The sequence below is a fragment of the Streptomyces sp. NPDC003036 genome (assembly GCF_040611175.1).
Classification (GTDB): domain Bacteria; phylum Actinomycetota; class Actinomycetes; order Streptomycetales; family Streptomycetaceae; genus Streptomyces.
Genome location: NZ_JBEXNO010000026.1, coordinates 1 through 12335, shown reverse-complemented (window position 1 = coordinate 12335; position 12335 = coordinate 1). Strand labels below are relative to the sequence as shown.

11 protein-coding genes and 1 CRISPR repeat array are annotated in these 12335 nt (G+C 70.7%); of the genes, 3 read left to right on the top strand and 8 right to left on the bottom strand.

Annotated features, from left to right (window positions below; translation table 11 throughout):
• Positions 1-9: 9 nt before the first annotated feature.
• The 3 genes from casA to ABZX67_RS20085 all read right to left on the bottom strand — a co-directional run bounded on the left by casA (position 10) and on the right by ABZX67_RS20085 (position 5790).
• Positions 10-1554: a type I-E CRISPR-associated protein Cse1/CasA gene (gene casA / locus ABZX67_RS20095; protein WP_355361967.1), complete on the bottom strand. Its 1545-nt coding sequence runs from the start codon at positions 1552-1554 to the stop codon at positions 10-12.
• 382 nt (positions 1555-1936) lie between these two features.
• Positions 1937-3916: direct repeats of the CRISPR family, unit length 29 nt; unit sequence GTCCGCCCCGCCCACGCGGGGCTGAACCG.
• Positions 3917-4340: 424 nt separating this feature from the next.
• Positions 4341-5159, bottom strand: coding sequence for an IS5 family transposase (locus ABZX67_RS20090; RefSeq protein ID WP_355361965.1), 819 nt, complete (start codon positions 5157-5159; stop codon positions 4341-4343).
• Positions 5160-5205: 46 nt separating this feature from the next.
• Positions 5206-5790, bottom strand: a complete 585-nt coding sequence (locus ABZX67_RS20085; RefSeq protein ID WP_355361963.1) for a DinB family protein — start codon at positions 5788-5790, stop codon at positions 5206-5208.
• 304 nt (positions 5791-6094) lie between these two features.
• Between ABZX67_RS20085 and ABZX67_RS20080 the strand changes: the two genes are divergently transcribed.
• The 3 genes from ABZX67_RS20080 to ABZX67_RS20070 all read left to right on the top strand — a co-directional run bounded on the left by ABZX67_RS20080 (position 6095) and on the right by ABZX67_RS20070 (position 7635).
• On the top strand, positions 6095-6460 hold the full coding sequence (locus ABZX67_RS20080; RefSeq protein ID WP_355361961.1) for a DUF317 domain-containing protein: 366 nt from the start codon (positions 6095-6097) through the stop codon (positions 6458-6460).
• 67 nt (positions 6461-6527) lie between these two features.
• Complete coding sequence (locus tag ABZX67_RS20075) at positions 6528-6818, top strand: hypothetical protein (protein WP_355362136.1); 291 nt, start codon at positions 6528-6530, stop codon at positions 6816-6818.
• Between the two features lie 43 nt (positions 6819-6861).
• Positions 6862-7635: a DUF317 domain-containing protein gene (locus tag ABZX67_RS20070; protein WP_355361959.1), complete on the top strand. Its 774-nt coding sequence runs from the start codon at positions 6862-6864 to the stop codon at positions 7633-7635.
• Between the two features lie 506 nt (positions 7636-8141).
• Here the strand turns inward: ABZX67_RS20070 and ABZX67_RS20065 are convergent.
• The 5 genes from ABZX67_RS20065 to mobC form a co-directional block, all read right to left on the bottom strand.
• Positions 8142-8363: a hypothetical protein gene (locus ABZX67_RS20065; protein ID WP_355361957.1), complete on the bottom strand. Its 222-nt coding sequence runs from the start codon at positions 8361-8363 to the stop codon at positions 8142-8144.
• Positions 8339-8812 carry a hypothetical protein gene (locus ABZX67_RS20060; RefSeq protein WP_355361955.1) on the bottom strand — a complete coding sequence of 158 codons (474 nt, stop codon included), beginning with the start codon at positions 8810-8812 and terminating at the stop codon, positions 8339-8341. Before ABZX67_RS20060 ends, ABZX67_RS20065 begins: the two co-directional genes overlap by 25 nt.
• Positions 8813-8895: 83 nt before the next feature.
• On the bottom strand, positions 8896-9318 hold the full coding sequence (locus ABZX67_RS20055) for a hypothetical protein (RefSeq protein WP_355361953.1): 423 nt from the start codon (positions 9316-9318) through the stop codon (positions 8896-8898).
• A 464-nt stretch (positions 9319-9782) separates the two neighbouring features.
• Complete coding sequence (locus tag ABZX67_RS20050) at positions 9783-11489, bottom strand: mobilization protein (RefSeq protein ID WP_355361951.1); 1707 nt, start codon at positions 11487-11489, stop codon at positions 9783-9785.
• Positions 11490-11493: 4 nt separating this feature from the next.
• The gene (gene mobC / locus ABZX67_RS20045) at positions 11494-12018 is read right to left on the bottom strand and encodes a plasmid mobilization relaxosome protein MobC (RefSeq protein ID WP_355361949.1); all 525 of its coding nucleotides are present in this window, start codon (positions 12016-12018) and stop codon (positions 11494-11496) included.
• Between the last annotated feature and the right edge of the window lie 317 nt (positions 12019-12335).

Below are 12335 nucleotides of genomic sequence, written 5' to 3'. Positions count from 1 at the left end.
ATTACCGGTTCAAGATCCGCTCGCTGCCCCTCTGCCCCGGCCCTTGGACACCTCCGGGATACGGCCGTTGCGTGGAACGAGGCTGATGCGCAGCCACTGGCGATGCTCGGCCACGGGCAGAAACCCCTCGGGACTGGTCGCCAGGTCGGCGGTCACCTCGTCGTAGACGTCCAGCGCCATCCTGGCCAGTGCCCCGGCCGGGTCGGTGACGGTACGCACCCCCTCCCAGAAAACCCGGTCGGCACGGTCCCAGAACTGGGTCTGCGCCTGCTCCGCCCACGGGGAGGACTTCGCGCCGGGGTCCAGCTTGCGCCATGCCCTGCGCAGTTGCTCCGTGAGGTGCTGTTCGGCGCGTTCGCAGTCCTGACGGCCGACCGCGACGATCCGGGCCCGCTGCGGCTGAAGGCCAGGCAGACAGGCCGCCAGGGTCTCCGGGGTGGTGGCGGTGTAGGCGATCGAGTCGCCCATCTCGCGCTTGTCCTGGTCATAGCCGACAGCACGTACCCGCACCGGCCCCAGACTCTCCAGCTGTTCGGCGGGCAGCTGAGCGTAGACGTCGATCCACGCGGGCCGGTGCACACCTGCGGGGGCCTTCACCGATGGGTCACTGGCTGCGATCAGTGCGTCGAAGTCCCGCAGCAGCCCGCGCCGGTGACTGCCGCGGACCGCTCCGCCTTTCTCCCGGTCGAGGACGAACGGGTCGCGGGCAGGCGGCAGATCAGCGAGCGTGCCCCAGGCCACCCAGCACTCCGAGACCTGGCCGTCTGCGACGTTGACTAGGATGTGGTGCGCGGCGCGGCCGGTGAGCAGTCCGACCGGGCCGGCCGGAACCATCGGGGCCATCGGATCGGTCGGCGCGTCCGCCTCCCACGGCGCCAAGTCCTCCCCAGCGCCCGTCGGCCACACAGCCGGAGGCGGGCACGACAGCAGCGCCGACAGGAACAGGTTTCGGCACTCGGGGAAATACGAGACCAGACTCCGGTAGGGACCGGCCTTCATCGTCTTGGTGTTCTTCCCACGGTGATTGCGCTGCGCGCCGGTGCCGCAGGACCCGTACCCCCGCCACAGCACGATCCCCTCGAAGGCGGTGACCAAGTCCATAGGCACGTCCTGCGGGGTGCGATCCCACCACGGAGCGTTGTTCCCCGCCGCCCGATCGAAATGCAACTTCCCGGGCGACGCCGACTTCGAACACTCCGTGGCCAGCGCGGGATGCTGCAGGAACGGTCGTACCGGGTCGGCGAGATCGAAGACAAACCGGCTGAAGTAGCCCTGCACTGCGGCCGGATCGAGACGGCCGGCACCCAGCAGTTCATCGAGCCGGTCCTCCCACTCCTCCTGCGTGCCGTGATCCAGGCCCCCGATCCGGGCGACGAACGCAGCCACCAGGCGCCGGATCGCCGCCTCGGCCGCCACATTGGCCGGCACGTACGTATCGAGCAGGTGCAGCCCCGCGACGAGTTCCGGTAAAGGCACCGTCACCGTGGCCCCCGGCGCCGTGCCGGGGATCAGCTCGGCGAGCGCGACGGGATCGGCATCGGACCGGACTCGCACCCGTACCTGCGGGCAACAGATGTCCTCAGCCTTGGCACAACTCTCCCCACCTTCAACTAAAAGAGCGTCAAAAGAGCACACCTGAAGTCCTGTTCAACGATCCGGCTTGCCGATCGCCCGGAGACTAGGACGTCGTCCGGTGATAAGCCAACCGATGGCCAACAGTCGATGCGACGGGATCACCGTCGCTCGGCCCACCCTAGGAGAGGGGTCTGACAATCCCCGGCTCGCTGCCCCCAGGCCCCTCGGCTCGGCACGCCCGCGATGACCAGCCCCGGACAAGCGGCATGCAGGTAACGTGATGCTACGAGCACCCTCGCTACTCGCCCTCGGCCTAGGCAAAGAACTCGCAAAGCGCCTAGAAACCCGCAGGTAGCGAAGTGTCCGCCCCGCCCACGCGGGGCTGAACCTCAACACGATGACCACCACCACAGACGCCCGCGGTCCGCCCCGCCCACGCGGGGCTGAACCGTCCCGGGCGAACGACTTGGTCTGGGCGCCCTTGTCCGCCCCGCCCACGCGGGGCTGAACCGGCGTCCGAGACCTTCCACATGGACCTCCCGCGGTCCGCCCCGCCCACGCGGGGCTGAACCGGCCGCGACGGCCGCGAGCGTGCCCGCGCTGAAGTCCGCCCCGCCCACGCGGGGCTGAACCGTCTCGGAGTGCCCCGGGCGGGATTCGATCCCGGTCCGCCCCGCCCACGCGGGGCTGAACCGTTCCAGAAGCTCAAGGGCGCCATCCAGAACTAGTCCGCCCCGCCCACGCGGGGCTGAACCGTTGTAGCCGACTCCGGCCCACCCCTGGTTGAGGTCCGCCCCGCCCACGCGGGGCTGAACCGTCGTGCGCGCGGCCTTGGCGCGCTTGGGGCAGGTCCGCCCCGCCCACGCGGGGCTGAACCGGTCTCCGCGATCGCCCCCGCGGGCACCGCCTAGTCCGCCCCGCCCACGCGGGGCTGAACCGATCGCACTACCCGCACTACCCGCACGATCCAGGTCCGCCCCGCCCACGCGGGGCTGAACCGATGTCCTCGCGGTGCGCCTGCACGAACACGACGTCCGCCCCGCCCACGCGGGGCTGAACCGCCGTAGAGCCGGGCGACGAGGGGCCGCTGGAGGTCCGCCCCGCCCACGCGGGGCTGAACCGCAAGCGATCGACCTGATGCGGAGCAAGGGCGTGTCCGCCCCGCCCACGCGGGGCTGAACCGCTCGTGCCCCCGGCGGACGACGGCGGCGCCGAGTCCGCCCCGCCCACGCGGGGCTGAACCGGTGATGGTCACCCCGTCCTGACTGCCGTGCGAGTCCGCCCCGCCCACGCGGGGCTGAACCCCCGGACCACTTCGACCCCGACCGGTGGCTGCCGTCCGCCCCGCCCACGCGGGGCTGAACCGCCACCACGCCACCCCTCACCGTCGATCAAGCCGTCCGCCCCGCCCACGCGGGGCTGAACCGCTCGGGCTGGCCGGCGTGGGCGACGCCATGAAGTCCGCCCCGCCCACGCGGGGCTGAACCGGACGACATCGAGTCCATCATGGCCGACTCGACGTCCCCCGCCCACGCGGGGCTGAACCGGCGGTCTCCACGGAGACCTGCTTACACACGCCGTCCGCCCCGCCCACGCGGGGCTGAACCGGTGTCGCGCTCCGGCGGGAACAGCCACTCGATGTCCGCCCCGCCCACGCGGGGCTGAACCGGGCAGCGCGGCCATGTCGATCTGCGTCTGCCCGTCCGCCCAGCCCACGCGGGGCTGAACCGGCGGTGACGGGTCGGTTCGGGCGGGTCAGCCAGTCCGCCCCGCCCACGCGGGGCTGAACCGGCCCACCGCATCCACTCCGACCGTGTGACGGCCGTCCGCCCCGCCCACGCGGGGCTGAACCGCCGTAGAGCCGGGCGACGAGGGGCCGCTGGAGGTCCGCCCCGCCCACGCGGGGCTGAACCGGAGCGGCAGCGGCTGCTTGTGCGGACGTGTGCGTCCGCCCCGCCCACGCGGGGCTGAACCGCCGGCCAGTATCGAGGCGACGACGTGCGGGTCGTCCGCTCCGCCCGCGCGGGGCTGAACCGGCGGCCGGGGCGGAGACGGCAGGGTTGTTGATGTCCGCTCCGCCCACGCGGGGCTGAACCGCCCGCCGAGCAGGCCACCGCCGCTACCGGAGTGTCCGCTCCGCCCACGCGGGGCTGAACCGTTCGGGTCCACGTTCAAGCCGCAGCACCTGAAGTCCGCTCCGCCCACGCGGGACTGAACCGACCATCCGGAGCATGATCACGTCCGCCGCAACGTCCGCCCCGCCCCTGCGGGGCTGAACCGTGGGGCTTCGTCGGAATCCGGCTGGCGACCGAGTTCGCCCCGCCCGGGCGGGGGCTGAACCGCCGGAACGCTCCGACTGCCATCCTCCGTAGCCGTCCGCCTTCGTCCGAGACCACGTTGTGGCGGCCAAGGGTTAATCGGCCCGCAGTTTCCGGGCTTACCTGCGCTGGCGAGGAAACAAGTCCACGAGCCCCGCACGCGTCGACCTGCTGGCCGGTCGCAGACGACGTCGTGAACGACCCTGCATCTCCGACAAGGCCGCCTACCGGCGGTGCAACATGCTCAAATGCTGCTTTCACCGGCTCAAGCAATGGCGCGGCATTGTCACCCGCTACAACAAGCGTCCCCGACCGCTACCTCGCTGTCGTCACCCCGCCGGCACTCTCATCTGGCTCGACACATGATCGACCGGATGAACTGGCAAAGGGTGAAACGGCTTCAAGGGGAAACAGTCCGTCGTTCAGTGAAGGGCCTTAGAGGATGTCTCACGTGGTGCCTTTGGCTAGTCTCTTGTAGCAGGTGAGGGCTGCGGCAAGGCCGAGGAAGGCGAGGAAGTGGCTGCCTTTTCGATCGTACCGGACAGTGAGGCGGCGGTAGCCAAAGAGCCAGGCGATCGACCGCTCGATCTTCCAGCGGTGCCGGCCAAGGCGCTCACCGGACTCGATGCCGGGCCGGGCGATCCGAGGACCGAGACGGCGATCGCGGAGCCAGCGCAGGTGTTCCGCGGAGTAGTACGCCTTATCCGCGCGGACCTTCACCGGTCGGCTGCGGCTGGGTCCGCGCCGGGAGCGGACGGCCGGTATCCCCAGGATGAGCGGCTTGAACGCGTGGCTGTCGTGCAGGTTCGCACCCGACACCGCCACGACCAGCGGCAGGCCCTGCCCCTCCGACAGCACGTGTAATTTGCTGCCCTTCTTACCGCGATCGACCGGATTAGGCCCGCTCAACGAGCCCCCCTTTTTTGCCCGCACCGACGCGGCATCGACGATCACGGACGACCAGTCCAACTCACCCCTGGCGCCGAGTTCGTCCAGCACCGCCCGGTGCAGTCTGCGCCACAGCCCGGCCTCCGTCCACACGCTGAACCGACGGTGCGCGGTGGCCGGCGATACACCGAACGACTCCGGCAGATACCGCCACGCACACCCACTCGTCCGTATGTACGCCACAGCCGTGAACACCGCCCGCTCGTCCCGCGGAGCGGTCCCGCCACCTTGCGGTCGAGCCGCGAACGACGGCAGTAGCGGGGCGACCAGCTCCCAGAGCTCATCAGGAACCAGACGCTTCGACAGATCAGCCCTCACGGCCGCCATCATGCCGCTCGAACCTCAAGTCACGTGGCACAGACCTCTACGCTCTGGCCGATGCGGCCGATCTGGCGGCCTGCTCGATCTTCGCGTAGTAGGCGGTGCGGGCTTCCTCATCGATCTGCATCTCATGTTCGGGGCGCATCCCGGTTCGGCCGTCGACGCCTTCGCGCAGGATGTCGGCGTGCCCGGCATGCCGGTTGGTCTCGCCGAGGACGTGGACCATGACGGCGAACAGGTTCGTGTTGGAATAGGGGTCCGGCCACCAAGGCACGTGGCCGGGGGCATCGAGGGGAAGCTCGTTGATCGTCGCCTCCGAGTGTTCCCAAGTGCGCCGGTAGAACTCGATGATCTGATCGCGGGTCTCGCCCTCAGTCGCCCACAAATCGCTGCCGTCGTGGTCCTGCCACCGGGGCAGCGGTTCCGGGAAAGGGCGGTCGAAGACCTCGCCAAAGTACCTGACCTCGACGCTGGCCACGTGTTTGACCAGGCCGAGGAGGTTGCTCCCGGTCACTGTCAACGGTCGGCGGGCGTCGTATTCGGACAAGCCGTCGAGCTTCCAGAGCAGCGCCTCGCGGTCCCGCCGCAGTCTCCCGTGCAGGTTGTCCTTCGCGAATTCATCGATCATGCGGCATGAGCCTGCCATGGGCTACTCGCGGCCTCAAGATCCCGTGCGTGGACTGCAACGACCGGAAGAGCCGAAGTCTGGCCATGGCCAGTGCCCTGAGCTGCCACAAGACCGAGGAACTTGCCACGTCAGACAACGTCTAAGGCTGTGCCGCGAATCCTGGACGCTACACCTGGCGAGGCGCGAACAGAGGTTCGCGAGGGGCAGACAGGAAAGATCCCGAAAGGACTGGTGGACACTTCAGGAGCATGTCAACCTAGACGACCTTTCCGGAGATCCCGGAACTTTGCAGGTCAGAGAGGTGATGCCCGTGACAGTGGAGCTCCGAGCCCCTGGCTTCCGCACCACAGCTGAGGACCTCAGGCTGCACAACTGGCTTCTCGGGCCGGGGCAGCCGACCGAGGTCATCGACACCTTCCCCGCCGCGAACGGCGACTTCAAGTTCGTCGTCGACGACCGAGCCGACACCCACATCGCCTCCGCCGACGGCCGCTTCTATCTCGGATGGTTCCCTAGCGGCCGGCCAGGTGTCGAGCACGAGGGCTGGGTCCTCGCCGTCACCGGCACCGCTCGCACTCCCGGCTACAAGATCGCTTTCTGCCCGGAGACTCCGGCGCGGTTGGTGGCGGCGACGGTCTCCGAGGTCCTCGCCACCGCTGTGCGGCTCTGAACGCCCCAGCCGATCGAGCCCTGCTGTTGCCCCGCGTCCCACGGCACCCGTCCAGCGAGGAGTGAGCATTCCGCAGCCCGACCTCACCGTCCGCCAACTGATCAGCCGCCTGTCCGACCTCGACCCCGACATCCCCGTCCGGCTCGCGATCAACCCCTTTCACCCCATGGCGCACCGGTTCGCTGCTGTCCTCCTCGGCGAGGATCAGGACGGACGGCCGACGGTCTACCTCGCCGAAGACCGGGAGGCAGTGCAGTACGGGTACCTTCCGCGTCCGGTCGCCGAGGCCCTGGCCTGGATGCCTCCGGTCGATCCGCCCAGGGGGCCTCGCCGACGGTTGCGCGCCGTCTCCCCGTGACCTCTGACGACAAGGAGCGCTTCTGATTCCGCCCGGTCCTGCCGTGTCATCCGACTTCCCTGCCCTGCCCGCCTGGTGGGTCACCCCGCGCCATCTCGCCGGCGACGACGGTGCTCTCGCCGACCACGTCGCCTCGCACCTGACGGGCGCCGGCTGGACCAGCCTCACCCTCGTACGGGGCCGCCGTGAGCCCGACGAACCAGAGGAGGCCCGGCAGGTGGTACGCAGCACCGTCCTGTACGTCGCGCCGGATGGACTTCGGTGGGCCCAGTGGGTTCTGGCCGACGAGCCGATCCTACTCGGCGACGTGCCGGTTGCCTGGACGGCGTCCGCCCGAGCCAGTGAGGCCGGCCTCGCGGAGTGGACGGCCTACTTCTCCACCGGGGTGCCGCCCGAGGCGGTCGCCGACTTCCTGCTCGCCTTGGAGTGCCGCCCGGACCCCGCGTACGGCTTCGCCGGGCCGAACGTGGTCTTCGACGCGCTGGCGGAACACGGCTGGGTCCGGGACATCGACAACGGATCGGTCATCTCCGACCCGCGGCTTACCGCGGGCATGGCGCTGAACCTCCTGCCCGAGGACGGCATCCAGGACGGTGACCCGCTGGCTCTCGATCCCGTCGTCGACCCGACCGGATGGCAGGCGTGGTGCGAACCGAGGATCGGCGGGGGCTTTCTGTGGGCGGCGGTCTTCTCCGCCAGTACGCCGCACGACCTCGTCGCCGCGTTCGCTGGCTCCTTGGCCTCCGCCGACCCGGTCCTGCGCCACACCCTGCCCCAGGTCAGCGATGGACAGCTGCTGGTACGGCCCACCGTCTGACGTCACCGCCTCGTCTTCCGGGGCGTTCGCGGTTGCTTCGCCTTGCCGCTCGGAGACGACCCCAGTACAGCCATGGCCCGGGGCCAGGTCTACGGACCTGGCCCCGGGGCATTTCTGTCGGCCGCAGGTCAGCGGCTACGCCTGGGTGTTCAGGCGCCGGCGGGTCGCCAGGGCGTGGACGGGCGGGGAACACGAGCCCGTTCCTCGCGGCGAAGGCGTCACCGTGGTGTGAGGCCCTGGCGCGGGCCCCGGCCTCTCGCACTGCCTGGGCGTTCTCGTCACCCAGCACGGACGCCAGTTCCTGGAGCGCCTCGGTGGCCGCCGCGCTCTCAGGAATCCGGATCTTTCCCCGCCCAGCGAAGCGGGCGTTGCGGATCTGGTCGCGGTCGAATCCGAGTGCGAGGAGCGCCTGGATCAGCCGGGCGCGGGGATCGCCGCCCCCCTGAGCGGGATGGCCGTCGGTGGGATCTTCGGGCAACGGGGCCTCCAAGCGAGTGGGTCGGCGGTCATCGGGCCTTGGCCTTCGCCAGGGCAGTGTCGGCAGAGAGGGCGACCTGGGTGGGGGAGCCCGAGAGCACGAGGAGCACGGAGCCGTCACGGATCACGAGCTGCTGCACCGTGGAGGACCGGCTGCCCGTGCGGACGGTGACGAGCTGGGCCCATTGTTCCTCGCCACGGCGCGGAGCGGGCACGGTTCGCGTCTTTACCTCCACCACGGTGGTCTCCATGGTGAGTCGGTAGGTCGGGCATGCGGTCTCGCGCTCATGATCTCGCGGATGCCGGCGGACAGTTCCGCGGGCGGAGCGGCGTACAACTCCTCGGTCACCTTGCCGTTCGCCCCGTGCAGAACGACTTTCGCACGAGCGGGGAAGGAAGCGTACGGATCGTCGCCCAGGCGCTCCAGCGGCTCGCAGCCCAGGACGGACGCCTTGGGCGAGGCGGCTGCGGAGGCAGTGCGGCGGGCGGTGTAGCCGGAGCCCAGGTCAGCTGCCGACAGCAGCCGTTCCCGGAGCTCCGCCGACGACAGCACCCCTCCATCAGGCGAGGTGCGCTTCGACGGGGCGACGGAGGGAACCGTGTCCGGAGGGTTCGTGGTGCCCGACGGCGAGGTGCAGGCGGCCAGGCTCAGCAGGGTGAGCGCGCTGGCAGTGAGCAGGGCGGTGGAACGGACGGGCATGCAGCTCCCTGGTGCGTACGGACTGGTTGACCGGGGCCGCCTACGTCCGAGGCGGTATTGCGAGCGTGGTGGGAAGCGCTCCGTCAGAGGCCGTACTCGGAGAGCCCTTCTTCCAGGGTTTCGAAGGTCGCGTTGGTCGGGCCGCAGTGGCGGTTGTACCAGGCGATGTCGAGGCGCGGCTCCGGCGTGACGTGGCCGGCCGAGCAGCGCAGCCAGACCCGTCCCTGGGTCGCGAGGATGGCCCAGTCGCGGTACGACTCGCAGGTCGGGCAGGCGCGGACCTCACCGTCGATCACGAGCGGACGCCGCCAGATCATGAACCGGTTTCGGTCGAGATCGAGCCGCAGGTCGGCCGGCGGAAGGTCGTCGACCGCCGTCTTCGAGCCGGTCTCCTCCGGGGCGGGCTGCTGCTCGCCCGGCCACTGCGGCGCCGGGTGGTTCAGCCACGGCACTCCGGCCGGCCCGAGCTGGGACTGGTCCTTCTTCGCCTTCCTCCGACCGAACATATGGCCTCCCCTTTCGTCGGCTGCCCGCCTTGTGGGCGGACGAAGAAGGGTGCCCCACCGCCCCCACCTGCGGCAACTCTGAAAATCATGAAGCTCACGACCGCCGTCACGGGCACGAGGGGATCAGTCGCCGCGACCGTGCGAGCGGGTTGGGCGGGCGTACAGGGGCGGATCTGCGTCACCCGGTGACGTAGGTAATGCCTGCGCCAGCCCCCAGGGAGAGGGCCACCACGAGGCATGCGTGGCCGACGGGGTCGGAGGTCTGGCCGCGAACCGCACGCGCTGCGAGTTCCGCGAGGCTCGCAAGGACGAGGAATGCCACGGCGATGGTGCCGAGAAACGCTGGACTGAACATGAGTTCTTTCTCCCGTATGGTGCTGCCCGCTGTCCGAGCGTCCACTGGCGGCCCGGCTGAGCTCTGCGGCCGGGCCGTCTGTGGTGGCGGCGACAAGGGGGTGAGGGGTCTACCGGCGACGGTGACGGGGACGACTCCGTCCGGAGGCCCTCGTGGTCGAGGGCGTGGTGCCGGGCCGGGCTGCGGAGGGCGTACTGGTCGCGTCGGCGGGGAGGTCTGCCGCGCGGCGCAGACGCCACACGAGGACGTCGCTGATCGACTCGGCTGTGCCCAGTTCCCGGCGCTCGGCGGCGTCGGCGAGCAGGGCGGCGGGGTCGTGGCCGGCGGCCTCGGCATCGGCGAGCGTTGCGGCGAGGGCCGGCCACCCGGGCTCGGCCAGGACCTGCGCGGCCAGCTTGGGGATCGCCGCGCGCACGGTGTCGGCCTGTCGCTGCAGCAGGGGGCGGGCGAGGTGCAAGCCACGCTGGTGGAGTACCGCGAGCGGTTGTTCGGCGGCGGCGCGGTAGGCGAGGCGCAGGTGCTCGGCGGCGCGGCGGGCTGCTTCGGCCTGCTGTGCGTGGTCCTTCTTCGCGTGCCAGTGTGCGGCGGCGACGATCAGGAAGAACAGCATGTCGATGGCCATGGCTGTGGTCGCGCCGTCCTCGCCGCGGCCGAGCGCCGGCCCGCCATGGACAAGGTCACGGGCTGCCCGTCGTAGGGCCCGGTCGTGCCCGCGTACGGCACGTACGTGCGAGCGGGAGGCCCGCTCGAACGCCGAGGCGGCTTCTCTCAGTTCGTAGCGGGTGTGGGCGGCCGAGGTCTTGGCGAGCGCGTCGAGGACCTCGCCGGCCGCGGCGATGTGCGCGGCGGCCACGGCGTCCTCGCCGTGCTCGATGACGAGGATCGCCTCCCAGGTCGCTGCGGCCGTCCGCCGGCGCGCGGCAGAGGGAGCTGTCGAGACCACCTTCGGAGACTCGAGGATGGCTCCCTCTTGGATGCCGTCGCCGGCCCAGCGTTCGCGGATGCGCGGCAGCGACAGGTCGGGGGCGAGGCGGGCGCCGGGGTAGTACACGGGTTGGCCGTCCTTGTTGCGGTCGTCGGGTAGGGCGACCTTGTAGCCGAGGAGGTCGCCGGAGGGTGCGACGCGCTTCTGCACCAGAAGGCCGGCGGCGGCCAGGCGGCCGAAGAACTCCTCCTCGCCCTGGGCGCCGGCCACGGCCCGCCGGACGGTCTCACGGAGTTCCTCGCGAGCGGTGCGCTCGCGGCCCTGGCGAGCCGCCTTGTGCCGCTCGGCGGTGGTGGGGCGCTGAGCAGCGGTGCCGTCGCCGGGCTTGAGACGGCGCAGTCCGAGTTCCTGCTCCAGGAGGCGGGCTTCGGCCTGGACGCGGGTGGCGTCGTGGTCGAGGTCGGGCCGGTAGCCGTCTTCGCGGGCGAGGGTGGCGAGGATGTGGATGTGGTCGTCGGCGTGCCGTACGGCGACCCAGCGGCAGCCGGTGCCCTGGTCGGGGTCGTCGATCCCGGCGGCGGCCACCATTCGGCGGGCGACGTCGCCCCATTCGGCGTCGGACAGGATCCGGTCGGTCGGGCCGTTGCGCACGGACAGGTGCCATACGTGCTTCTTCGCCCGCTGCTTCTCGTCGAGGAGAGCCAGGGGCTGGTCGAGGAGCTGCTGGAGCTGCTTGTACGTGGCCTCGGGGTCGCGCCCGGGGTCGGGGGCGGCGTGGTCCCAAGAGGCCACGAGGTGCGGGTCGATGTGTTCCTCGGCCTTGTCAGGACCGTACAGGTAGTACAGCAGGCCGATGGTGCGCTTCCCGCGCTTGTGGATCTTCGGGACCATGTTCCTAGCGGTGTTCGAGGAGCTTGTCGGTGGCGGCCTGGACCCGCTCGGTCGCACGCCGTACGGCGGCGAGCACGGCGTCGAGGTGCGCGTCAGTGGGGCGGTCGCCGGAGTTGATGGCCCGCGCCACCTGGTTGAGGTTGTTGCCGACGTGCCCGAGGTGCCGGCGGGCGGCGAACATCTCGGAGATCAGCTGTCGCCCGCCGGCGATGGCGCCGGCGGCACCGTCGGCGTCGCGGGCGGCGGCGAGGCCGCTGCGAGCGAGGAAGGCCGGCAGGCTGGTACGGGCCGCGGCGGCAGCTTCGGTGAGGCGTTGCTTCTCGTCGTCGTTGAGACGGACGCTGCACACGTGGACGCGCTTGTCGGCGTCGGTCTTCGGCGAGCGCTTGCGCGAAGTGGTCTTCGCGGTACGGCGCTTGCGGCGGGTCGAGAGCTTCACCGGCTGCGATCCGCCCTCGGTCGCTGCCTCACGGTCCAGCACCCCCCGGTGCTGGACCGCTCCCGCCACCTCCGGGGCGGGATTGGCCATGACGCGCTTCCCCGACGGGGAAGAGTGTCTTGGCCGATAACTTGCTCCGCCTGGCACCGAGTTGCGGCTCTGCTCACGGCCGTCGTCGACATGGGAACCGGCCGACGTGCTGGGCAGGCTCTGGTCCGGTTCGGGGATGGAAGTGGCGGAGGACATGAGGGCGATCGGTTCCTTTTCAGCCCGGAAGCCCGGGGAACGGGGTGGTGGGGGGGGGGGGGGGGGGGGCCCCCCCCCCGGGGGGGGGGGCGGGAACTAAAAACAACACCGGGGGGAGTGTTTGGGATGGGAGCCCCGCCGGAGGAAGAGAAACAGCTTAG

Coding starts and splice junctions, on each gene's coding strand:
- mobC (WP_355361949.1), bottom strand. CDS start 12,018: ATGGCCAATCCCGCCCCGGAGGTGGCGGGAGCGGTCCAGCACCGGGGG.
- ABZX67_RS20055 (WP_355361953.1), bottom strand. CDS start 9,318: ATGTTCGGTCGGAGGAAGGCGAAGAAGGACCAGTCCCAGCTCGGGCCG.
- ABZX67_RS20085 (WP_355361963.1), bottom strand. CDS start 5,790: ATGATCGATGAATTCGCGAAGGACAACCTGCACGGGAGACTGCGGCGG.
- ABZX67_RS20050 (WP_355361951.1), bottom strand. CDS start 11,489: ATGGTCCCGAAGATCCACAAGCGCGGGAAGCGCACCATCGGCCTGCTG.
- ABZX67_RS20080 (WP_355361961.1), top strand. CDS start 6,095: ATGCCCGTGACAGTGGAGCTCCGAGCCCCTGGCTTCCGCACCACAGCT.
- ABZX67_RS20065 (WP_355361957.1), bottom strand. CDS start 8,363: ATGGAGACCACCGTGGTGGAGGTAAAGACGCGAACCGTGCCCGCTCCG.
- ABZX67_RS20060 (WP_355361955.1), bottom strand. CDS start 8,812: ATGCCCGTCCGTTCCACCGCCCTGCTCACTGCCAGCGCGCTCACCCTG.